Genomic DNA, 24,484 nt, shown 5'->3' with positions numbered 1-24,484 from the left:
GGTGCGTTCAGCCACGATAGGTTAACTTAGGTAAGCCTAAGTTAACCTGAAAGGGGATCCGGGATGGGTGCTGCCGACGTCTGCACGGCTCGGCCCACCAATGGTGAGCGCGTTCGCAGCGTGGTGGCTGCAGCGGGGTCCCTGATGGTGGTCACGGACCGGCACTCCTGCGAGCCGGCCGGGCTGCACAGCCTGGACGAGCGCGGGCGTCTGTGCCTGCGGGTGCCGGACGACTGTGCGTTGGCAGCCGAGGTCGCCCTCGCGCCCCGCGGCATCGTGGCGGCACGGCTGAAGTTCACCGACATCGCACCCACTACCGCGCGCGACCGTGTGCGTGCCCGTGTGACGCTCTCCGGATGGCTGGGTCCCGCCGGCCCCGTTTCCGAGACGCCTGGCGTCGACGTACGTATGGACATCGCGCATGCCGAGCTGGTGACAGCGGAGGGAACGGTCACCGTCGGGCTCGACGAACTCACCCTTGCCGACGCGGACCCGCTTGCCGTGCACGAGGCCGACATGCTCACCCACCTCGTCGACGTCCACAGCGACGAAGTCGCCCTGCTCACCCGGCTCGTGGACCCGAGGCTCATGCAGGGCGTACTGCGCGTGCTTCCTCTCGCCATGGACCGGTACGGGATCACGCTGCGACTCGAGCACGCACACGCGCAACACGATGTACGGCTGCCGTTCGCGGCGCCGCTGGATGATGCGGCGGAGGCCGGTGACCGGGTGCGCACGTTGCTGGCGGCGGCACGCGCCTGCCCTCGTCGGCACAGGTCACCGATCCGGCCGTGAACCGGTCGGCGCGGGTGAGGTCACGATGATCACGAGGCCTGGTCGCGCCCCCCTCGCGGGGGCGTCGGCTGTGGTGACGACCACCACGCCGTCGCCCTGAGCGGAAGGGGAGTCCTCATGGGCGACGCTGCACGGGGGCCAGGGCGAGGTGCTGATGCACGCGGCGCAGGAGGGAGCCGAGTTGGGCGCGTTCCGCCTCGGTCAGCGGGGACAGAAGATCGTCGTCCGTTGACGCTATGTCCGCGTTGAGCCGGTTCAGTGGCGCCCTCCCCTCGGGGGTGAGCCGCACGACGACACGGCGGCGGTCGGCCGTGTCGCGGACACAGTCGACATGCTGGGCCTTGGCCAGGTCGTTCACAATCTTGACCAGGTCGCTCTGATTCATGTCCAGCCGGGATGCCAGAGTGCCCTTGGACTGCGGTCCGACATCCGCCAGCAGGGCCAGCACGGTCAGATGCCACAGCCGCTGGCCACGGGCGGTCAACTTCTCCGAGAGCCTGCGCCGCGCCGCCTTGCCGATCGCGTACATGAGGTAGGCGTTGAGGCGCAGCACGCTGGGCGATGCCATGTCGATGGGCGGCGGCCCGGACGCGTTGTCCTCGTCGTCGGGTTCCGGCGCAGTGTGTACGGCGGCGCGCAACACCTCTGCGCCTTCCGGCGTCACCGTCTCGATCGTCAGATCGGCGTTCGCCATGGCACGAAGGACCTGGGCCCAGTCGGTCGGCAGGTTCGACAACCCGATGAAGGCGAACTTGGCCCCCGAAGGGTCATGAGCCGTCCCTGAGAAGACCGGCTGTTCCATTGCTCTCCCACTCTCTTCCTGCGGCCGGGAAAACGTGCCCCGCATCGGGGGCGTTTCGCTGCCCCGCCTGCCACGCGGCATGCCGCCGACGGCTCGGCCGGTCGGCCGCGAACACGTGCAGGTGAACGTCATCGCCGTGTGGACCGGTGGTCCACACGGCGATGACGGCCGTCAGCCCCAGGGCCGTAGTGGGGCGCCGGCGGACTCTTCGGCCGAACGCGGTCAGGGACGGCTCGTGAGGTAGCCGCCCATCGAGGTGAAGTAGTCGGTCGCGGGCATCTCCTCGCCGTCTTCCGTGCGTATCCGGGTGATGGCGAGGCCGTGGTTGCGGCCGGTGCGGGCGTCGGCTCCGGAGACGATCACCACACCGTCGCCTTCGCGGTAGAAGATGCGGCCGGGAGTGCCGCCGTAGCGGCCCTCGGACACGAACGCCGCCAGGATCTCCAGTCGCTTGCCCTTGTGGAAGGTGAAGGCGCTCGGGTACGGGGCGGACTGGGCACGGATCAGGCGCTCGAGGTCTTCCGCCGGCCAGTTCCAGTCGATGCGGATGTCCTCGGCGGACCGCTTGTGGAAGAAGCTCGCCTGGGAGCGGTCCTGCTTGGTGAAGTCGGTGCGCCCGGACGCGATGAGGTCGAGCGCTCCGGTCGTGACCGGGGCGATGAGGTCGACCGTCTTGTGGAACAGGTCGGTGGTGGTGTCCTTCGGCCCGACCGTCACCGCGTGCTGGAGCACGATGTCGCCGGCGTCGAGCTCGTCGTCCATCATGTGCGCGGTGACGCCGACTTCACGCTCGCCGTTGATCAGCGCCCAGATCAGCGGCGAGAAGCCGGCGTACTTCGGCAGCAGCGAGTCATGGACGTTCAGGGTGCCGTGGCGGGGCAGGCCGAAGATGCGCGGGGGAATCCACGTCCGCCAGTTGTTGGCCACGATGATGTCCGGGTCCGCGTCCTTGAGCCGGGTGAACAGCTCCTCGTCGTCGGGCCTGTTGCGGATCAGTACGGGCACGCCGTGCTCTTCGGCGAGGTCGGCGACCGAGTCGCTCCAGATCTTCTCGTACGCATGCTCGCTCTTGGGGTGTGTCACCACCATCACGACGTCGTGTTCGGAGTCCAGGAGGGCTTGCAGGGTCCGATGCCCCCAGGTCTGATAACCGAACATGACGACCCGCATGGGTTCCTCCTCAGAGCGGTGATGGATCAGCGTTAAGTAAAGCAAGCCTTACCTAACGGTGCAACGAGGCCCGATGTGGGCGGCGTTCGCGCCCATGGTCCACCGCTTGTCCGTTTTGTCCGGTCGACAGGGCTCCCCAGATCAGGTTAGCTTTACCTAAGTTCCGCTCGGCCGCCGCTTTTCGGTGTGCCCTGCTGACGTTCCCCAACGCCTGACAAACGGCTGCCCCGCACGATGGGAGTGACATGTCACAGGGTCTTCCTGACGACGCACCTCTGATCCACGACCTCATAGGCATCGGCTTCGGGCCGTCCAATGTGGCCATGGCGATTGCGCTCAGCGAGCACAACGCAAGCGTCGGAAGGGAGGAGGCGGTCACTGCTCACTTCTTCGAGCGGCAACCGCACTTCGGCTGGCACCGCGGCATGCTGATCGACGACGCCACCATGCAGGTGTCCTTCCTCAAGGACCTTGTGACGCTGCGCAATCCGGCGAGCGAGTACAGCTTCCTGTGCTACCTGAAGAGCAAGGGGCGGTTGATCGACTTCATCAACCACAAGAACCTCTTCCCCCTGCGCGTGGAGTTCCACGACTACTTCGAGTGGGCCGCGGCCAAGGTGGACGACATGGTGTCCTACGGCCACGAGGTCGTCGCCGTGCAGCCCGTCGTACACGACGGAGTGGTGCAGTACGTGGACGTGACGGCCCGTTCGGGGTCGGAGCTGGTCGTCCACCGGGCGCGCAACCTCGTGATCGGCACCGGTCTGCGGCCGCAGATGCCGGAGGGTGTCGAGCGAACGGACCGGATCTGGCACAACTCCGACCTGCTGGCACGTGTCGAGGGGCTGAAGGACGCCGATCCGTCCCGCTTCATCGTGGTCGGAGCCGGACAGAGCGCCGCGGAGAACGTGGCGTACCTGCACCGGCGTTTCCCCGAGGCCGAGGTCTGCGCGGTCTTCTCCCGCTACGGCTACAGCCCTGCGGACGACAGCAGCTTCGCCAACCGGATCTTCGACCCCGAAGCGGTCGACGAGTTCTTCACGGCGCCTGAAGACGTCAAGCGCAAGCTGATCGACTACCACGGCAACACGAACTACTCCGTGGTCGACATCGACCTGATCGACGACCTCTACCGGCAGGAGTACCAGGAGAAGGTCCTCGGTACGCAGCGTCTGCGGTTCCTCAAGGTGTCCCGGCTCACCGATGTCGTCGAGACCCCCGACAAGGTCCGTACGACGGTCGAGTCGCTGGTCACCGGCGAGAAGACCCCGCTGGACGCCGATGTCGTCGTCTACGCCACCGGGTACCGGTCGGCCGATGCCCTCGGGCTCCTCGGTGATGTCGAGGCGTACTGCCACCGCGACGACGACGGCCGCGTCCGCGTCGAGCGTGACTACCGCATCGAGACCGATCCCGAACTGCAGTGCGGCATCTACCTGCAGGGCGGTACCGAGCACACGCACGGCATCACGTCGTCGCTGCTGTCGAACACCGCTGTCAGGGTCGGCGACATCCTTCAGTCGATCATCGACCGGGGTCAGGAGCCGGTCACCGGATCCCGGCACGCCGTCGACGAGATCGGCTCGACCCTCTGATTCAAGCCTCCCCCCACAGTCCCGCCTGCCCGGTGGTCGTCGGCCATCGGGCGGATGTGACGCGCACCGTGAATCCCCCGTGAAAGGAAACACCCGTGTCCGTTGGTACACGCCCCGGTCTGACGAGGATCGTCAGACAGATCCCCCGCGTGGCTGTGGCCGCAGTCGCCGCGCTGGTGCTGAGCGCCTGTGGTGGCGGCGACGACAAGAGCGATGCCAAGCCGTCCGGGCAGGAGAGCGCGAAGTCGGCGGCTTTCCCTGTCACGGTCGAGCACAAGTACGGCAGCACGACGATCGAGTCGGAGCCGAAGAAGGTCGTCACCCTCGGCCTGTCCGACCAGGACGCGGTGCTGGCGCTGGGCGTCAAGCCGGTCGGTTCGGTGGACTGGTTCAAGGAGCAGCCGTACGGCAAGTGGCCGTGGGCCAAGGACCTTTGGGGTGCCAAGCCGCCGCAGATCGTGGGCGAGCGTGACGAGTACAACATGGAGAAGATCGCGGCGCTCAAGCCGGATCTGATCGTGGCCCAGTACTCGGGCATGAAGAAGGAGCAGTACGACACGCTGTCCAAGATCGCCAAGGTGGTTGCCCAGCCCAAGGGGCACGAGGACTACCAGGCGCCGTGGCAGGTCATGACCAAGCAGATCGGCAAGGCGCTCGGCAAGGACGCCGAGACCGCGAAGCTGATCGCCGGCATCGACGCGCGCTTCAAGGCCGTCCGCGACAAGCACCCCGAGTGGAAGGGCAAGACGGTCACCGTCGGGGAGCCCTACGAGCCGGGCAAGTTCTCCGCGTTCTCGCCCAAGGACCCCAAGGTCATCTTCCTGAGCGAGATGGGCTTCACCACCTCCGAGGCGTACCGCAAGGCGCTCGGCAAGGAGAACATCGCCGACCTCAGCTCGGAGCGTTTCGACGTCATGGAGGCCGACCGGACGGTGTGGCTGGGTACTCCTGAGACGGAGAAGGTCATGAAGGCCGACCCGCTCTACAAGAAGACCAAGGTGCACCAGGAGAAGCGGGACCTGTTCCTGCCGTACGACAGCCCGGACATCGGCGCCGCGCTCTCCTTCAACACGGTGCTGTCGATCCCGTACGCCATCGACCAGGTCGTGCCGATGCTCGAGGCCATCAAGTAGGAGCGCCACAGCGTCTCCCGCACGCTGTAGCCACCTCCACCTCCACCTCCACCTCACGCCCGCCCGGTGGCCGTCTCCCGCCGGGCGGGCGTGGCACGCACCGCCACACCACGACTCATCACCGACGCACAACCAGGGAAAGGTCATTCGAACGATGTTTGACGCCGAGTCGGACCGGACTTCTGCCGCCGGGATACCCGTCACCGGTGGGCAGTCCGGCATTTGGCTTGCCCAGCAGATCGAGCCGGACAGCTCGGCCTACAACGTCTCGTTCGTCCTGGAACTGCGCGGCGACGTCGACCTCGACCGCCTCACCGCCTCCGTGCGGCAGGCGATCGAGGAGGCGGAGTGCTTGCATGTGCGCGTCGGTGTCGAGGAGGGTGAGCCGCGCCAGACCATCACACGGTTCCCCGTCGACGTGCCCACCATCGATCTGCGGGACGAGACGGATCCCGAAGGCGCTGCCGCGGACTGGGCGGAAGACGACCGCGATCGGCCCGTCGACCTGGTGAGCGGTCCGCTGTTCGGCCAGGCACTTCTCCGCCTCGCGGACGACCGGGTCCTGTGGTACCAGCGCTACCACCACATCGCCATCGACGGGATGAGCATCGCGCTGATCTCCCGCCGGGCCGGTGAGATCTACACCGCCGGTGAGCCGTCCGGTGAGCCCGGGGAAGACGCCGACTGGGCACTGTCCCGGCTGGTGGGCGCCGAGCGGGCCTACCGCGCGTCCGAGCAGTACCAGGCGGATCGCGCGTACTGGCTGAGCCGGCTTGCCGACCGTCCGGAGCCCGTGCGCCTCGTCGAGCGCGCGTCGGCGCCGATGACGCGGCGCGTCCGGCGCACGGCGGAGCTGTCATTGCAGGACACCTCCCGGCTGCGCGTCGCCGCGGCCGGCGCGGGCGTGCGCCTGTCCCGTCTGCTGGTGGCGGCCGTGGCCGCCTACCTGCACCGAGTCACCGGCGAACAGGACCTCGTCCTCGGCCTGCCGGTCACCACCCGGCAGGACGCCGAGTCGAGGGACGTCCCCGGCATGGTGTCCAACATTCTCCCCCTGCGCGTCGCGGTCCACGGGGGCATGACGCCCACCGAGCTCGCGGACATCGTGCGGTGCCAGATCGCCGAGACGGTAGAGCACGGGCGCTACCGTGCCGAGGACCTGGCGAGGGACCTGGGGCTGGTCGACGGCGTACCGGAGCTCGTCGGCCCCACGGTCAACATCCTGACCGGCTTCGAAGGGGTGCGCTTCGGCGACCACGAGGCCGACCTCCGCCCTCTGTGGCTCGGCCCGGTCAGCGACCTGGCGGTCACACTCGCCGAGTCCCGGGCGGGCAAGGGTATCCGTATCCATTTCGACGCGGACGCGGAGGTGTGTGACCAGCGGACGCTGAGCGACCACGAGCGCCGCTTCCTCATGCTCCTCGAAGCCTTCGTCGAGGGGATGGACCGCCCCATCGGCCACATCGAGCTGACCTCCGGCGCGGAGCGGGCCCAGCTGCTCGACGAGTTCTCAGTCGCGCCGCGCGAGGTTCCCGAACTGTCCTGGCCCGCCGCGTTCGAGCAGCAGGTGCGCCGCACGCCGGACGCCGTCGCGCTGGTGTGCGAGGACCGGCAACTGTCGTACGCCGAACTCAACGCCGCCGCGAACCGGCTGGCCCGGCTGCTCATCGCGCGCGGCGTGAGCGACGAGGACGTCGTCGCCGTGGCCGTCCCGCGCTCGCCCGAACTGGTGGTCTCCCTGCTGGCGGTGATGAAGGCGGGGGCGGCGTATCTGCCGCTGGACGCCGACCATCCCCAGGACCGGATCGCCTACATGCTGTCCGACGCCGGCGCGCGGACCGTCGTCACCACGGGCGAGCTGGCCGGTGAACTGCCGGCAGCGCCCGGCGTCGGACAGGTACTGCTCGACGACCCGTTGGTGGCCGCCGAGTCCGCCGCCCTGGACGACTCGGAACCCGGCCTGCCGATCGCCCTGGACCAGGCCGCGTACGTCATCTACACCTCGGGCTCCACCGGCCGCCCCAAGGGCGTGGTGGTCTCGCACGACGGGGTCGGCAGCCTGATCGCCACGGCCACCGACCGGATCGGCATCGGCGCGGACAGCCGTGTCGTGCAGTTCGCCTCGGTCGGCTTCGACGTGACGGTCTGGGACCTGATCATGTCGCTGTGCGTCGGCGGCCGGATCATCATCGTCCCCACCGAGCGCCGGGTCGCCGGGCCTGCCCTGACGGACTACATCGAGGAGCACCTGGCCACGCACATGATCCTGCCGCCGTCGCTCGTCTCGGCGCTGCCGCAGGACTGTGAGCTGCCCGAGGGAGCGGTGCTCGTGGTCGGCACCGAGGCGGTGCCGAGCGAGCTGATCGCCCGCTGGTCCGGGCGGGTGCGTATCGTCGTCGCCTACGGTCTGACCGAGGCGACGGTCAACTCGACGCTGTGGCTCGCCGAGCCCGGCCGGCCGGGTCCCGCACCGATCGGCCGACCCGACCCCAACACCCGTGCCTATGTGCTCGATTCGGCGCTGCGTCCTGTTCCCGTGGGTGTCGAGGGTGAGCTGTACGTCGGTGGGCGCGGCCTGGCCCGCGGCTACCTGGGCAGGGCGGGGCTGACCTCGGAGCGGTTCGTCGCCGACCCGTTCGGACCGTCGGGCGCGCGGATGTACCGCACCGGCGACCGTGTTCGCTGGAGCGCGGACGGCAACCTGGACTTCCTCGGCCGTGCGGACGGCCAGCTCAAGATCCGGGGCCACCGGATCGAACCGGGCGAGATCGAGAGCGCGTTCATGGCCTGCCCGGGCATCGCCCAGGCCGCCGTCCTCGTACGGGAGGACCACCGGGGTATGAAGCGCCTCGTCGCCTATCTGGTCGGCGACGCCGGCGCGGACGCCGAGGCGTCCGTGGCGGCGTCGCGGGCGCAGGTGTCGGCGGAGCTGCCGGACTACATGGTGCCGACGGCCGTCGTCCTGCTGGACGGGCCGCTGCCGCTGACTCCCAACGGAAAGCTCGACACCCGGGCCCTGCCCGAGCCGCAGTGGACGGCGATGACCGGCGATGCCGCGCCGACGACGCCGGGCGAGACCGCTCTTGCCGCACTGTTCGCCGAGGTGCTCGGCCTGCCGTCGGTGGGCGTCCACGACAGTTTCTTCGAACTGGGCGGGGACAGCATCGTCGCGATCCAGCTGGTCACCCGCGCGCGGGCCGGCGGACTCGCGATCACGCCTCGCGACGTGTTCCGGCACCGCACGGTGGCGGCACTCGCGCGCGTCACCGACGGCGTGGCGGCGCCACCGCGTGAATCCGGTGCGGTGCCCGCGCCGTTCTCCCTGGTGTCGCTGACCGATGCCGAGCGTGCCGAGTTCGATTCCGCCGTCCCCGGCCTCCTCGACGTCGTACCGGCCACTCCACTGCAGGAGGGTTTCTTCTTCCACGCCGCCGTCGACGCGGGCGGGGTGGACGGCTACGCCGTGCAGGACACCCTCGAACTCGCCGGTGACGTGGACGCCGACGCCCTGCGGGTAGCCGCGCAGCGTCTGCTCGACCGTCACCCGCTGCTGCGCGCCGCCTTCCGTCAGCGCCCGGACGGTCAGCTCGTGCAGCTCATACGTGAGCGCGTCGAGCTGCCGTGGCGCTTCGCCGACCTGTCGGAACTCGACGCGGTACAGCAGTCCACGGCCGTCGACGAGGTCACGGCGGCGGAGCGGGCGGAAGGCTTCGATCTCGGGATCCCGCCGTTGATGCGGGCCGCGCTGGTCCGGCTCGGCGAGCGGCGGTCCCTGCTGGTCCTGACCATGCACCACATCGTCGTCGACGGCTGGTCGGTCTCGCTCATCATGCGGGAGCTGCTGGACGGCTACCGGCCGGGCGCCGCGGCGGAACCGGCGGCGCCGAGCGGAACCTACCGGGCGTACGCCGGATGGCTCGCCGGCCGCGACCGGGAACAGGCGCGCAGCGCGTGGCGCGAGGCGATGGCAGGACTCGACACACCGGCCCGGCTGCCCGTCCGGGCAGCGGACTCCGGGCCGGTCGGCGAGGACGGCAAGGTCGGCAGGGTCACTCTTGAGCTGTCCCCGCAGGACACGGCGGCGCTCACGGCGCGCGCCCGGCAGCTCGGGCTGACCCTGAGCACCATCGTGCAGGGCGGCTTCGGCCTGGTGCTCGGCGATGTCGTCGGCTCCCACGACCTGGTCTTCGGGACCACGGTCTCCGGCAGGCAGGCCGCCGTCGAGGACATCGAAACGCTGGTCGGCCTGCTCATCAACACCGTGCCCGCGCGCCTGCGATGGCGTCCGGAGCAGTCGCTCGCCGAGGTCCTCGCGCAGTTCCAGGACGATCAGGCCGACCTGCTGGACCAGCAGTACCTCGGACTCGCCGACATCCAGCGGGCCGTCGGGCAGGGCGAACTGTTCGACGCGCTCGTCGTGGTGGAGAACCTGCCCGACGCGGGTGAGCCGGCCGATCCGGCCGGGCAGGTCCGTATCGTCGGGTCGCGCATTCGCGACTCGGTGCACTACCCGCTGGCGCTCACCGTGCTTCCCGGGGAGCGACTCCGGTTGCGGCTCGAACACGAGCCCACCCGGCTGGACACCGCGGCCGCGGAACGGTTCGCCACCCGGCTGCGCGCGCTGCTCGATCAGGTCGTCGCCGACCCCGGGCTCCCGGTCGCCCGGCTGGCGGCGCAGCACGCCGACGAGCGCCGCAGCACCCTGGACCGCCTCACCGGAGCGGAGCACGCGATGCCCGCCGGCACGGTGCACGGAGCGTTCGCCGAGCAGGTCCGCCGAACCCCTGACGCGACCGCTCTGATCCACGACGGCGAGCGGACGACCTACGCCGAACTTCAGGAGCGCGCCGAGGCGCTGGCGCACCGGTTGCTCGCCCACGGCGTGGGCCCCGAGTCCATCGTGGCCGTCGCCGTTCCCCGCTCGGCCGAGACGCTGGTCGCGCTGCTCGGTGTTCTCCAGGCGGGTGCCGCCTACCTGCCGGTCGACGTCGACTACCCGGCCGACCGCGTTCGCTACATGCTCGCCGATTCCGGGGCCCGTACGGTCGTCGCCACCGAGGAGTCGTGGGCGCGACTGCCCGAGCTGGAAGGCGTGACCCGGATCGTCCTCGGCGACGGTCGGGAAGACGTCCCCGTCGCCCCCGCCTCCGTGTGCGTCCATCCGGACAGTGCCGCGTATCTGATGTACACCTCGGGTTCGACCGGTCGGCCCAAGGGCGTGCTGGTGCCGCACCGCGCGGTCGTCGGCCAGCTGTCCTGGACGGCTGAGCGGTTCGGGTTCGGCTCCGGCGAGCGCGTACTGCACCAGTACTCGACCAGCTTCGATCCGTCGGTGCAGGAGATCTTCGCCCCGCTGCTGACCGGCGGGACCGTGGTGATCGCCAGGCCGGACGGTCACCGTGACCCGGCGTATCTCGCGGAGCTCATCCACGGCGAACAGGTCACCAACGTCGATCTGGTGCCTTCGCTGTACTCGGCGCTGCTGGCCGATGACACCGGTGGGGAACCCTGGTGGTCGAGCCTGCGCAGGGCGTTCAGCGGTGGCGAGGCGCTGCCTGTCCCGCTCGCGCGGCGCTGGCAGGAGCGCACCGGGGTGCCCCTCTTCAACGTCTACGGGCCGACCGAGGCCGTCATCCAGGTCACCAGCTGGGAGGCGGGCTCCGAGCCGGGCGAAGAGGGCACCGTGCCCATCGGACGTCCGGTGTGGAACACCCGGCTCTACGTCCTCGACCGGTACCTCCGCCCCGTTGCCGAGGGTGAGCCCGGCGAGCTCTACATCGCGGGCGCACAACTGGCCCGCGGGTATCACGGACGCACCGCGCTGACCGCGGAGCGTTTCGTCGCCGATCCGTTCGGCGGACCGGGAGAGCGGATGTACCGCACCGGAGACATGGTTCAGTTCAGTGGCGACGGGGTGCTCACGTACATGGGGCGCACCGACCACCAGGTCAAGATCAGGGGAAACCGGGTGGAACTCGGTGAAATCGAAGCACGGCTGCGTGATGAGCCGGCCGTCGGCGATGTGGTGGTCGTGGCCCGCGACGACGACCGTGGAGTCAAGCAGTTGGTGGCCTACCTGGCCCCCGCAGCCGGAGCGACGCTGGATGTCGCGGCCGTACGCGGCTCCTTGAGCGGTGCCCTTCCCGCACCCATGGTGCCCAGCCATTTCGTGGCGCTCGACGCACTGCCGCTGACCCCGGGCGGGAAGATCGACCACAAGGCTCTGCCGGCCCCCGAGGTCCGGCGGCGGCAGGGACGGACGTCGCGCGAGGGCCGCGCGTCGCAGCTCTGCGCCATCTTCGCCGCCGTGCTCGGGATCGACGAGGTCGACGCGGACGAGGACTTCTTCGTGCTCGGCGGGGACAGCATCCTGTCCATGTCGGTCTCCAGTCGCGCCCGCAAGGCGGGACTGCCGATCAGCCCCAGGGACGTGTTCGAACACCGCACACCCGCCGCGCTGGCGGCGACGATCGCCGGCACCGGGGACACCGCTCCCGCGGTCGCCGCCGATGCCGACGGCGTGGGCGACATTCCGCTGCTGCCGATCGTCCACCAGCTCCGCGAGGACGGCGGATCGATCAACCGCTTCAACCTGTCGATGCTGGTGCAGGCCCCCGCCGCGGCGGATGCCGACGCGCTGGCACGGGTTGTGCAGGCGCTCCTGGACCACCACGACGGTCTGCGCCTCACGCTCTCCCGGATGGATCTCGGCCCGGCGATTCCGGCGCTGTGGTCGGCGCAGACGCTTGCCGTGGGTGCGGTGGAGGCGGCTTCGCTGCTGCGGCGCGTCGACGTCCGGAACCTCGACGCCGCGGGACTTCGCGCGGTGATCGCCGAGGAGTCCGACGGCGCGGCCTCCCGGCTCGATCCCGACGGCGGCGTCATGCTGCAGGCCGTCTGGTTCGACGCCGGCGGGGACCTGCCCGGGCGACTGCTGTTCGTCGTCCACCACCTGGCGATCGACGGCGTGTCCTGGCGCGTGCTCCTCGGTGACATCGCCACCGCGTGGGAGGCCGTCTCGCAGGGGGAGCGGCCCGTTCTGGAGCCGGTGCCCACATCACTGCGGCGCTTCGCCCGGGACGTCGCCGAGCAGGCGACCTCACCGCAACGGCAGGCCGAACTGCCGTACTGGGCCCGGACCCTGGCGCCCGGTGCCGAACTGGTCCCCGGCGCCACCCGTACCGGCACGGCCGGGTCGGCGCGGGAACACGTCGTGTCCCTGTCCACCCAGGACACCCAGGCGCTGCTCACCTCGGTGCCCGCCGCCGCCGGGGCCGATGTCACCGAGGTGCTCCTCGCCGCACTGCGCCTCGCCGTGTCCCGCTGGCGCGGTGAGCGGGACGGCGGCGACCTGCTGGTGGATCTCGAACGTCACGGACGCGACGGGGCAGACCTGGACCTCTCGCGCACCGTGGGCTGGTTCACCAGCCTGCATCCCGTACGGCTCCCCACGGCAGAGGACGCCCTCGACGTGCTCAAGCTGGTCAAGGAGGCCGTGCGTTCGGCGCCGGACTCCGGTGCCGGATACGGCATGCTGCGCTACCTCAACCCGCAGCTCGCCCCCGTCTTCGCCCAACTGTCCAGCGCGCAGGTGCTCTTCAACTACTTCGGCCGGCTTCCCGCCGAGCAGACCCGTGACTGGGCACCCGCCGTCGAGGCCGACGCGTTGTCCGTCGAACCGGACGCCGATCTCGCCATGCCGTACCCGCTCCAGGTCAACGCGGTGTGCGCGGACACGCCCCACGGCCCCGAGCTGCGCGCCACCTGGAGCTGGCCCGAGAGCGAGGCGCTGACCGAGCAGGACGTGCAGGCGCTGGGCCACGAGTGGGCGGCAGCGCTGGGTGAACTCATCGCGCAGACATCCCAGCCCGGCCGGGCCGGGCGGGCCCTCACACCCTCGGACGTGCCGCTGGTCGGGCTCACCCAGGCCGAGATCGACCGGGTCGAGAGCGTCAGCCCGGTGCCCGTCGCCGACATCTGGCCGCTGTCGCCGCTGCAGGAAGGCATCCACTTCCACGCCAGTTACGACACGTCCGCGCTGGACGTCTACACCGCGCAGGACACCTTCGACTTCGATCACCGCCTCGACGCCGAGAGGCTTCGTGCGGCGTGCGCGACGCTGCTGCGCAGGCACCCGAGCCTGTGCACGGGTATCACCAGCGACGGCCTGCCGGAACCGGTGCAGTTCGTCTGCTCCGCGACCGAGATGCCGGTGCCGCTGACCGAGGTGGATCTGACCGGCCTGAGCGAGCAGCAGCGGCAGGCACGCCTCGCGGAGATCGCCGACGCCGGCCGGCGGGAGCGGTTCGACCTGGCCGCGCCGCCGCTGTTCCGGCTCAAGCTGATCCGGCTCACCGAGAACACCGACCGTCTGATGCTCAGCCACCACCTGGTGGCCTGGGACGGCTGGTCGCAATCCGTGTTCCTCGACGAACTGCTGGGGCTCTACGCCGCGGCGGGCGACGACACCGCTTTGGACTCGGCCGGCAGCTACCGCGACTACCTGGGCTGGCTCGCCGAGCAGGACTTCGACGCGGCCCGTGAGTCGTGGCGGCGGGCCCTGGCGGGACTCGACGAGCCGACGCTCGTGGCTCGGACCCGTCAGCCGGGCGGTGACGAGCCGACGATCCCGCGGCGCAGCACCTTCGATCTGACCCCTGAACTCAGTGACCGGCTGCGGGCGTCCGCCCGCGAGCACGGACTGACGATCAACGCGGTGCTGTCCGCCGCGTGGGCGCTCGTCCTGTCCGCGACCGTGGGCCGCCACGACGTCGTGTTCGGCGCCACGGTCGCCGGCCGGCCGGCCGACGTGCCCGGAGTGGACACGGCGATCGGCATGTTCCTCAACACCGTGCCCCAGCGGGTCACCTTCCACGCCGACGAGACCGTCGCGGAACTCCTGCGCCGCCTGCAGTCCGAGCGTGTCGCACTGATGGACCACGAGTACCTCGGCCTGGCCGAGCTCCAGCGGGCCGGCGGTCACACGAACCTCTTCGACACCCTGTACGTGCTGCAGAACTTCGCCGACGAAGGCGCGTTCCGGCAGCTCACCGAGCGGCACGGCATCACCGGCGTGGGCAGCGTGGACGCCACGCACTACCCCATGACCCTGATCGTCAACCCGGCCGAGGTCATCCGGGTGAAGCTGGAGTACCGCACGGACCTGGTCGACGACGAGCAGGCCACGGCCACGCTGGAACGCTTCGCAACCCTGGTGGAGCGGCTGATCGGCGATCTGTCGGCGCGCGTCGGCACCCTGGACCTGCTGCTGCCCGGCGAGCGTGCCGAACTGCTCTCCGCGTGGGAGGCCGGCGACAACCCCGTACCGAACGAGACCGTCGCCGACATGCTCGCGGCTCAGGTCGCCCGCACCCCGGACGCGGTGGCGCTGGTGTTCGGCGAGCGCGCCCTCACCTACCTGGAGCTCGACGCGCACATCAACCGGCTCGCCCGGCTGCTGCTCGCCCGTGGCGCCGGACCGGAGAAGGTCGTCGCCCTCGCGCTGCCGCGCTCGATCGAGATGGTCGTCGCGCTGTTCGCGGTACTGCGCACCGGCGCCGCCTACCTGCCGCTCGACCTCGACCACCCCGCTGACCGGCTGCGCCTGATGGTCGAGGACACCGGGCCGCTGTGCCTGCTGTCCACGACAGCGGTCGCCCCGACCCTGCGGGGGGAGACGGGTGCCCTCGCCGCCGAACTCCTGCTGGACGACCCGGCCGTCACGGCCGAGCTCTCCGCTCTCCCGGGCGGTGAGATCACCGACGCCGAGCGGCCCGCGTTCGCCCACACCGTGCCGGACCGGCTGGAGCACCCCGCCTACGTCATCTACACCTCCGGCTCGACCGGCAAGCCCAAGGGCGTCGTCACTCCGTACCGCGGACTGACGAACATGCAGCTCAACCACCAGAAGGAGATCTTCGACCCGGCGATCGCCTCGGCGGGCGGACGACGGCTGCGCATCGCGCACACCGTCTCCTTCGCCTTCGACATGTCCTGGGAAGAGCTGCTCTGGCTCGTCGAGGGGCACGAGGTCCACGTCTGCGACGAGGAGCTGCGCCGCGACGCCGAAGCCCTGGTGGCTTACTGCGACCGGCACCGCGTCGACGTGGTCAATGTGACGCCCACGTACGCCCAGCTGCTGATCGAAGAGGGCCTGCTCGACCGGGAAGAGGCCACCGAGGAGGCCACCGGCAGGTACCGGCCCGCGCTCGTCCTCCTCGGCGGCGAGGCCGTCTCGGACACGGTGTGGACGCGGCTGCGGCGCACGGAGGGCACCTACGGCTACAACCTGTACGGGCCGACCGAGTACACGATCAACACGCTCGGCGGGTCCACGGCGGACAGCGCGACCCCGACGGTCGGCATGCCGATCCGCAACACCCGGGCCCATGTGCTCGATGCGATGCTGCGCCCGGTGCCGCCGGGCTGCCCCGGTGAGCTGTACATCGCCGGCACCGGCCTGGCCCGTGGCTACCACGACCGGCCGGGCCTGACGGCGGAGCGGTTCGTCGCGGACCCGTTCGGTGCACCGGGAGGGAGGATGTACCGCACCGGCGACCTCGTGCGGCAGCGGCCGGACGGGCTGCTGGACTTCCTCGGCCGTACCGACGACCAGGTCAAGATCCGCGGCTACCGGATCGAACTGGGAGAGATCTCCACGGCCCTCGCCGCGCACCCCGAGGTGGCCCACGCCGCGGTCGTCGTGGCGGAGACCGCCGGGACGAAGCGCCTGGTCGGCTATGTCGTACCGGAGGAAGGCGCGGAGCAGGGTGAGGCACTGGTCCTGAGCCTGCGCGACCACCTGAAGGCGGGCCTGCCCGACTACATGGTCCCGGCCGCGCTGGTGACCGTGGACACGCTGCCGCTGACCGTCAACGGCAAGCTCGACGTGAAGGCCCTGCCCGCTCCCGACTTCGCCGGACCGAGCACCAGCCGCCCGCCCCGGTCGCCGCAGGAGGAGACGCTGTGCGCGCTCTTCGCCGAAGTGCTCGGCCTCGCCGAGGGCAGCGTCGGAATCGACAGCAACTTCTTCGAGCTTGGCGGTCACTCACTGCTGGCCACCAGGCTGATCAGCCGCGCCCGCAGCGCGCTGAAGGCCGAGCTGGCGATCCGGGACCTCTTCGAGGCGCCGACCGTCGCCGAGCTGGTCGAGCGCGCGAACGGCTCGCACGCCGCCGACCGCCCGCCACTGACGGCCCAGGAGCGGCCCGCCGAACTGCCGTTGTCCCACGCCCAGCAGCGGCTGTGGGTCATCCAGCAGATCGAGTGCACCTCGGCCGCCTACAACTTCCCGCTCGTGATGCGGCTGCGCGGCGCGCTCGACGTGGACGCGTGGCGGGCGGCGCTCGCCGATGTGGCGGCACGCCACGAGGCGCTGCGGACGGTCTTCACCGAGCGCGACGGCCAGGCGTTCCAGCGGGTCCTGCCCATCGAGCAGGCGCGTCCGGTCGTGGAGTGCGTCCGCGCCGGTGAGGACGAGGTGGCAGGCATCGTGGACGCCGCCGTCAACCGCCCGTTCGATCTCGCCGCCGAGCTGCCGCTCCGCGCGACGATCGTCGAGGTGGGGCCGGAGGACCACGTCGTCGTTCTGCTGCTGCACCACATCACCACCGACGAGTGGTCGGACCGGCCGTTCCTGCGTGACCTGGCCACCGCCTACGCCGCCCGCCGGTCCGGCTCGGCACCGACGTGGGAGCCGCTGCCGGTCCAGTACGCCGACTACGCGCTGTGGCAGCAGCGCCTGCTCGGTGATCCGGCCGACGCGCGGAGCCTGGCGGCCCGGCAACTGGAGTACTGGCGTACGACGCTGGCCGGTGCCCCCGAGGAGATCGAGCTGCCGGCCGACCGGCCCCGGCCCGCACGGCCGGCCTTCACCGGAGCCGAGCTCGACATCGACTTCGACGCCACGGCCTACCAGGGCCTGAAGCGGCTGGCCCGGGAGAGCGGCACCAGCATGTTCATGGTGGTGCACGCGGCCGTCGCCGCACTGCTCCACCGCATGGGCGCCGGTACGGACATTCCGCTCGGCTCGCCCATCGCCGGGCGCAGCGACGAGGCGCTCGACGAACTGGTCGGCTTCTTCGTCAACACGCTCGTCCTGTGGACCGATCTCAGTGGCGACCCGAGCTTCCATGAGCTGCTGACGCGGGTCCGCGACACCGACCTGGCCGCCTTCTCCCACGCGGACGTACCGTTCGAGTCCGTGGTCGAGAAGCTGAACCCGACGCGGTCGCTCGCCCGCAACCCGCTTTTCCAGGTGATGGTCGGCTACCACAACCGCACCGGCGACGAGATGGAACTGCCCGGCCTCGGCGTCGAGTACGTACCGTTCCGGATCCGGTCGGCCAAGTTCGATCTCGTGTTCAGCTTCACCGAGCACATGAGCGGGGCCGACGGCAACGAGGGCACACTCACCTGCCGACTGGAGTTCGCCACCGAGCTGTTCGACGTGGAGACCGCCGAGCGGCTCGGCGACCGACTGCGGCGGCTGGTCACGGCGGTGGCCGCCGAACCGGAGCAGCCGGTTTCGCAAGCGGAGGTACTCGCCGCCGACGAACGGCAGCTGGTGCTGGAGGGCTTCAACGCCACCCGGCGTGACGTCGACGAGGCCTCGCTGCCCGCCCTGTTCGCCCGGTGGGTCGCCGAGCGGCCGGACGCGGTGGCAGTCGTGGAGCGCTCCCGCTCGGTGACGTACGCCCAGCTGGACGCCCGGGCCAACCGGATCGCGCGCCTGCTGGCCGATCAGGGCGTGGGGGCCGAGAGCGCGGTCGGGGTGGCAGTGCCCCGCTCGGTCGACATGGTGGCGACGGTGCTCGCCGCCCACAAGCTCGGCGCCGCCTTCCTGCCGCTCGACCTGGTCCACCCCGCCGACCGGCTGATCTACATGATCGAGGACTCCGGGGCCGCGCTCGTCGTCGGCACCGAGTCGGTGGCCGGGAAGATCCCGGACGTCGCGGGCGTACCGGTGGTGCTGCTCGACGGTCCTGAGACCAGGGCCGAACTCGACCGGCTTCCCGAGACCGCGGCGACCGGTCTGCCGGTGAGCCTGGACCAGGCCGCCTACGTGATCTACACCTCCGGTTCGACCGGCCGCCCCAAGGGCGTCGTCGTCCCGCACGAGGGCATCTCGAGCCTCGTCGCCACCGCGGTCGACCGCATGGGCCTGGAGCACGACAGCCGGGTGCTGCAGTTCGCCTCGATCGGCTTCGACGTCTTCGTCTTCGAACTGTCCATGGCGCTGTGCCACGGCGGGCGGCTCGTGCTGATACCCGACGAGGCGCGCGTCGCCGGACCGGCCCTCACCGACTTCCTGGCGGACCAGCGGGTCACCCACATGATCCTGCCGCCCTCCCTGGTATCGGCCCTGCCGGCGGGCTGCGAGCTGCCCGAAGGATCCACGATCCTGGTCGGTACGGAGACGGTGCCGCCGGACCTGTTCGAGCGTTTCGGCGCCACGGCCAACCTGATCTGCGCGTACGGGCTCACCGAGGCGACGGTCAACTCCACGCTGTGGCCCGCCTGGGAGCACGGCGGCCGGCCGGCCGGCCGGGTGCCCATCGGCCGGCCCGACCCCAACACGCTCTGCTACGTGCTGGACGACCGCATGTGCCCGGTCCCGCCGGGCGTGGTGGGCGAGCTGTACGTCTCCGGACGCGGACTCGCCCGGGGCTACCTCGGCAAGTCCGCGCTGACCTCCGAGCGGTTCGTCGCTGACCCGTTCGGCCCGCCCGGCAGCCGGATGTACCGCACCGGAGACCGTGCCCGCTGGCGCAGGGACGGCAACCTCGACTTCCTCGGCCGGGTCGACACCCAGGTGAAGATCCGCGGCTTCCGCATCGAGCTGGGCGAGGTCGAGGCGGCACTCGCCGGTCACCCGGCCGTCAGCCAGGCCGCCGTGGTGCCCGACCGGCAGGGCGACATCGTGCGCCTGGTGGGCTACGCAGTCCCCGACGGCACCGAGCTCGACCCGCAGGCGCTGCGCACGCACGTCGCCGGGCTGCTGCCCGAGTACATGGTGCCCGCCCTCGTGGTGCCCCTGGACGGTCCGCTGCCGCTGACCCCCAACGGAAAGCTGGATCGCAAGGCGCTGCCCGATCCGGACTGGTCCGCAATGACCGGTGACGCACGCCCGGCCACCGAGACGCAGGCCCGCCTTGCCGAGCTGTTCGGCGAGATCCTGAAGCTGGAAGAGGTCGGCATACACGACAACTTCTTCGCGCTGGGCGGCCATTCGATGGCCTCGATGCGGCTGCTCGGGCGGATCCGCTCCGAGTTCGGGGCCGAGCTGACCATCCGGGACGTCTTCGACGCACAGACCGTCGCCGGCATCGCGGCCAAGCTCGACGGAGCGTCCGCCGCCAGGCCCCTGCTGCGCCCGGTCGAACACCCCACGGACGGTGCCGCGCTGCCGGTCGCCCCCGTACAGCGGTGGCAGTGGTCGTCGTACCGGCGGCACGCGGCCTTCGACCACGCGCTCGTGCTGCGCTCACCGGGTGGGCTGGACGCCGACGCGCTGTCGGCCGCACTGGATGATGTGACGGCACGGCACGAGCCGCTGCGTGCCGTCTTCACCGAGCGGGACGGAGCCGTTCACCAGCAGGCATCCGCGACCCCGGCCCTTGTGTCGGAGCGGTGCGCCGATCTGGACGCCCGGCTCGCCGAACTCGCCGCCGAGGCCCCGGACCTGTCTCTGGAATCGCCCGTGAGGGCCCGGCTGCTCACCGGGGCGGACGGAACCCAGGCGGTGCTGCTGACCATGCACTACCTGGCCGTGGACGAATGGTCCGTGGTGCCTCTGTTCCGAGACCTCACCACGGCCTACGCGTCGCGGGCGGCCGGCCGGGCACCCGAGTGGGAGCCACTGCCGGTGACCTACGCCGACTACACCCACTGGGCGCACGAGGTGCTCGGTGACCTCGGTGACCCCGACAGCCTTGGCGGCCGGCAGCTCACCTACTGGCGGCAGACGCTGAAGGACGTCCCGCGTGTGCTGACACTGCCCACGGACCGGCCGCGTCCCGCCGCCCCCGGCCTGCCCGGCCACGGCGGCGACCACGTCGGGTTCGTCCTCGACGAGCGGCTCCACGCCGAGGTGGACAAGCTCGCGCAGGCGACCGGCACCAGCATGTTCATGGTGCTGCACTCGGTCCTGTCGGCACTGCTCACCGCCCACGGCGTGGGCACCGACCTGCCGATCGGCACCATGGTCGCCGGCCGTGGCGACGACCAACTGGCCGACCTGGTCGGCTGCTTCTTCAACACCGTGGTGCTGCGCACCGACACCGCGGGGGACCCGACCTTCACCGAGCTGCTGACCCGGGTACGGGAAACGACGCTCAGCGCCCTGGACCGGCAGGACGTCCCGTTCGACGAGGTCGTCCGGGCGACCGGCCTGCCCCCGGAGGGACCGCAGGTCATGGTGATCCACCATGAGCAGGCGGACTTCGTGGAGCTGGAGGGCGGCATGGGCTCCTTCCACGCCGTCCCGACAGGCTCCACACGGGCCGAGCTGACGCTCAGCTTCTACGAGCCGCAGGGCGACGGGCCGGTGCACTGCGAGCTGATCCACGCGACCGAACTGCTCGGCCCGGCCAAGGCACAGCAGCTCGTCGACGAACTTCAGGTGCTGCTGCACAACGTGGCAGCCGACCCGGAACAGCCGCTCTCGGAGCTGTTCACCGTAATGTCCATGAGGAGTGACGACATATGACAACGAACCCGTTCGAGGACCCGCAGGGCCGCTTCCTGGTTCTGGCCAACGACGAGAACCAGCACTCACTGTGGCCGTCCTTCGCTGAGGTGCCCGCGGGCTGGCGGACCGTCTTCGGCGAGGACAGCAGGGAGGCCTGCCTCGCCTACGTGGAGGCCAACTGGACCGACCTGCGGCCCGCGAGCCTGATCGCGCAGCAGGCCTGAGCCTGCTGGAAGAACGTCGCCGCCCGGCGGTGAGGCAATTACTCACCGCCGGGCGGCGAATTCCGTCTACCGACGGCGCGACAGCTCAACGGCTTGGGCGGCCGTCTGATGGACCGCACGGGCGGCCGCACGCTGGATCAGTGATCCGGCACCTTGATCACGACGGGGCTGGAACTGGCGTCCGCGACTGGCACAGGAGCCGACGTCCGCACCGCCGCGGGGACAGCCGCCCTCGTCGTCGGAATCGCCGAAGCCGCCGCCCGTCTTCTCCTCGACACCGACCAGGACTGGTCACCCGCCGACCTCACCGACATCGCCCACCCTCTGATCGCCGGCGGCATCCCCGCACTGGTCCGCCCATGGCACGTCCCGACCCTGACACGACGGGGTTCCTACTCGTTTGATAATCTGGGCTCCATGAGTGAGGTCCCATACAGCGTGGGCGAAGGGCCGGCCACCAGGGTCAGCCTCTCGCTGCCCGAAGGAACGGCCGAGGCGATCCGCCGGCGGGTCGGCGACCGCGAGTTCTCTGCGTTCGTCACCGCAGCGGTGGAGCGTGAACTGCGCGGTCAGATCCTGGACGAGTATCTGGCCGACTACGAACGCCGCAAGGGGCTGATCTCCGAGCGCGAGCAGGAGCGGGCTCGCCGACTCTTCGACGAGGCGTTCGCCGAGGAGGGCCAGTGGCCCGACGCAAGCTGAGTCATGAAGGCACCCTCGTCCTCGACAGCGAGGGTCTGTCGAAGTTCGTCAGTGATCACGAGCCCGTCGTCGTCCTCGTCACCGAAGCGCGCAAGCGCGGCATGGAGGTGGTCATCAGCGCACTCACCATCATCGAAGCGGCACATCGCCGGACCGACAAGGCGCGGCTGACCCGGGTCCTGTCGGGCATGCGGATCGTGCATGTCGGCGACGAGGAGGCAAAGGCCGCCTCCGCCATGCTGATCAACGCGGGGCTGCACGGTCACAAGTACGCGATCGATGCCGCTGTCGCCGAGATGGCGCTGCGACAGCGCCGCCCGGTCGTCATGCTCACTTCGGACATCGACGACATGACGAAGCTCTGCGGCGACAAGGTGCGCCTCGTCGCCGTCTAGCCGGCGCGTCCGATGAGAGATCTGCGGACGCCGTTGAATACCGCCGAACGACATCAGAACTGTGGCCGGTGTCGGGAGCGATACGTCGGCGGCCAGGACGTCGCGGTGGCAGGGCTCTCCGAGAGCGGGTCATGCCTCCGCAGCCACCTGCGGCGCGGCTTCCGGTTCCCGTCGGCTGGCGGACCATGCCGCCCACAGCGCCGCGTAGCGACCGCCCGCGGCCACCAATTCGTCGTGCGTGCCCGTCTCGACGACGCGGCCCTGGTCGAGTACGACGACGCGGTCCGCGGTCGCGGCCTGGGGGAGCCGGTGGGCCACCATCAGTCCCGTACGTCCCTCCAGCGCCCTGAGGGCAGCGGTCTCCAGGATCCGGGCGCCCGCGCTGCCGGCGTCCGCAGTGGCTTCGTCCAGGATCGCCACCGGAGGGTCGGCGAGAACGAGGCGGGCCAGGGCCAGTTGCTGGGCCTGGGTCACCGTGAGCCGGTGCCCGCCCTCGCCGACCACCGTGTCGAGCCCGTCGGGCAGCGCCTCCGTCCAGGCCAGGGCATCGACCCTGGCGAGCGCCGCGCGCAGCTCGTCGTCGGTGGCCTCCGGCCGGGCCAGGCGCAGGTCCTCGGCCAACGGACCGGCGAACACGTGGACTTCCTGGCTGATCAGCGTCACCGCCCGCCGGACACCGGCCGGGCCGAGCTCGCGGGTGTCGACGCCGCCCAGACGTATCGAACCACTGGACGGCTCGTGTACGCCGGCGATCAGCTTCGCCAGGGTGGTCTTTCCCGCCCCACTGGCGCCGACCAGGGCCACCCGCTCCCCGCCGCGCACGTCCAGGTCGACCTCCTGCAGCACCGGGTGCCCAGGGACGTACGCGTGGCTGAGCGCGGACACCTTGACGGAACCATCCACCGGCGCGGCCGGCACGTCGGACTCCTGCTCGACCGGCAGGCTGGACACACCGACCAGACGGGCCAGGCTCGCGCCGGCGGACTGCGCCTCGTCGATCAGGAACAGCGCGGCGTTGACGGGGTTGAACAGGGCGTGGAAGTACAGCGCTGCCGCGGTCGCCGTGCCGAGGCTCACGGAGCCGTTGTCGACCAGCACGAATCCCGTCACCAGGACCGCCGTCATACCGACGAACTCGGCGAGGTTGAGGCGCGAGAAGAACCCCGAGACGAGCCGGATACCGCGCAGCGCGAGGCCCACGGCATCCTGTGACCGCTGCTCCAAGAGGTCGGCGTGCCTGTCGTTCAGCCGGAACGCGCGCACGGTCCGGACGCCGCCGACGCTGTCGAGGAGCTGGTGCTGCAGGGCGCCGGTCGCCACCCGGTGCGCGGCGTACACGGGCGTGGACCGGGGGATGTACCACCTCACGGTGAGGACGTGGATCGGCACGGCGAGCAGGACGGCGAGAAGGAAGCGCCAGTCCAGCACGGTGAGTCCGACCAGCGTCAGCCCGATGGTGAGCAGGGCGGAGCTGAACTCGGGCAGCGCCTGGCGTACCGCATTGGTGATCAGGGTGACGTCGCCGGTCACCCTCGACGTCAGGTCGCCCGAACCGGCCTTCTCGACGCGTTCGAGCGGCAGTCGCAGTGCCCGATCGATGAACCGCTCGCGCAAGCCGGCGAGAATGGTCTCGCCGAGCCGGGCGACGAGGGAACTGCCGACCGCGGTTCCTGCGCCCCTGCCGATGGCCACGGCGATGAGAAGGACCATCGGCAGTGTGAGCGAGCCGGGCTCGCGCTGGTCGACGACCAGGTCGACGATGCGACCCAGCAGTGGTGCGGTCAGCATGCCGATGCCGGTTCCGATGACCAGGACGGTCACAGCGGACACCGCCAGAAGCCGGTGACGGCGCAGCAGCGAGCCGACGACGGCGAGGGTCTGGGCGCCGGTGGCGATCGGCAGGAGCGCGCGATCCCGCGTGCCGGTTCCGCTCATCGTCCGTCCTCCGTCGTTCCCGCCGATGCCGTTCGCATCTTT

At 70.5% G+C, this 24,484-nt stretch carries 10 protein-coding genes; 7 read left to right on the top strand and 3 right to left on the bottom strand.

The window, feature by feature from the left end:
- Positions 1–63 precede the first annotated feature (63 nt).
- A complete protein-coding gene (locus ACH5AF_RS12390; RefSeq protein WP_398901541.1) occupies positions 64–795 on the top strand; it encodes a DUF2470 domain-containing protein in 732 nt (243 codons plus the stop codon).
- A 115-nt stretch (positions 796–910) separates the two neighbouring features.
- Here ACH5AF_RS12390 and ACH5AF_RS12385 read toward each other — a convergent pair whose 3' ends face one another.
- Both ACH5AF_RS12385 and ACH5AF_RS12380 read right to left on the bottom strand, forming a co-directional pair.
- Entirely contained in the window at positions 911–1,597 is a 687-nt protein-coding gene (locus ACH5AF_RS12385) for a winged helix DNA-binding protein (RefSeq protein ID WP_398901539.1), read from the bottom strand.
- A 222-nt stretch (positions 1,598–1,819) separates the two neighbouring features.
- Positions 1,820–2,767, bottom strand: a complete 948-nt coding sequence (locus ACH5AF_RS12380; protein WP_398901538.1) for a methionyl-tRNA formyltransferase — start codon at positions 2,765–2,767, stop codon at positions 1,820–1,822.
- 245 nt (positions 2,768–3,012) lie between these two features.
- Between ACH5AF_RS12380 and ACH5AF_RS12375 the strand changes: the two genes are divergently transcribed.
- The 6 genes from ACH5AF_RS12375 to ACH5AF_RS12350 all read left to right on the top strand — a co-directional run bounded on the left by ACH5AF_RS12375 (position 3,013) and on the right by ACH5AF_RS12350 (position 22,507).
- Complete coding sequence (locus tag ACH5AF_RS12375; protein ID WP_398901537.1) at positions 3,013–4,362, top strand: lysine N(6)-hydroxylase/L-ornithine N(5)-oxygenase family protein; 1,350 nt, start codon at positions 3,013–3,015, stop codon at positions 4,360–4,362.
- Between the two features lie 95 nt (positions 4,363–4,457).
- On the top strand, positions 4,458–5,495 hold the full coding sequence (locus ACH5AF_RS12370; RefSeq protein WP_398901536.1) for an iron-siderophore ABC transporter substrate-binding protein: 1,038 nt from the start codon (positions 4,458–4,460) through the stop codon (positions 5,493–5,495).
- A gap of 154 nt (positions 5,496–5,649) precedes the next feature.
- On the top strand, positions 5,650–21,204 hold the full coding sequence (locus ACH5AF_RS12365; protein WP_398901535.1) for an amino acid adenylation domain-containing protein: 15,555 nt from the start codon (positions 5,650–5,652) through the stop codon (positions 21,202–21,204).
- Positions 21,201–21,410 carry an MbtH family protein gene (locus ACH5AF_RS12360; protein ID WP_398901534.1) on the top strand — a complete coding sequence of 70 codons (210 nt, stop codon included), beginning with the start codon at positions 21,201–21,203 and terminating at the stop codon, positions 21,408–21,410. The genes ACH5AF_RS12365 and ACH5AF_RS12360 overlap by 4 nt, the downstream gene beginning before the upstream one ends.
- A 417-nt stretch (positions 21,411–21,827) precedes the next feature.
- Complete coding sequence (locus tag ACH5AF_RS12355; RefSeq protein ID WP_398901898.1) at positions 21,828–22,112, top strand: hypothetical protein; 285 nt, start codon at positions 21,828–21,830, stop codon at positions 22,110–22,112.
- Positions 22,094–22,507 (top strand): DNA-binding protein, encoded by a 414-nt coding sequence (locus tag ACH5AF_RS12350; protein ID WP_398901532.1) that lies wholly within the window; start codon positions 22,094–22,096, stop codon positions 22,505–22,507. Before ACH5AF_RS12355 ends, ACH5AF_RS12350 begins: the two co-directional genes overlap by 19 nt.
- A 129-nt stretch (positions 22,508–22,636) precedes the next feature.
- Here ACH5AF_RS12350 and ACH5AF_RS12345 read toward each other — a convergent pair whose 3' ends face one another.
- A complete protein-coding gene (locus ACH5AF_RS12345; RefSeq protein WP_398901897.1) occupies positions 22,637–24,442 on the bottom strand; it encodes an ABC transporter ATP-binding protein in 1,806 nt (601 codons plus the stop codon).
- Positions 24,443–24,484 lie beyond the last annotated feature (42 nt).

It is taken from the genome of Streptomyces sp. NPDC018833, from assembly GCF_044390825.1.
Lineage (GTDB): Bacteria > Actinomycetota > Actinomycetes > Streptomycetales > Streptomycetaceae > Streptomyces.
This window is presented reverse-complemented; position numbering and strand designations above follow the sequence as displayed.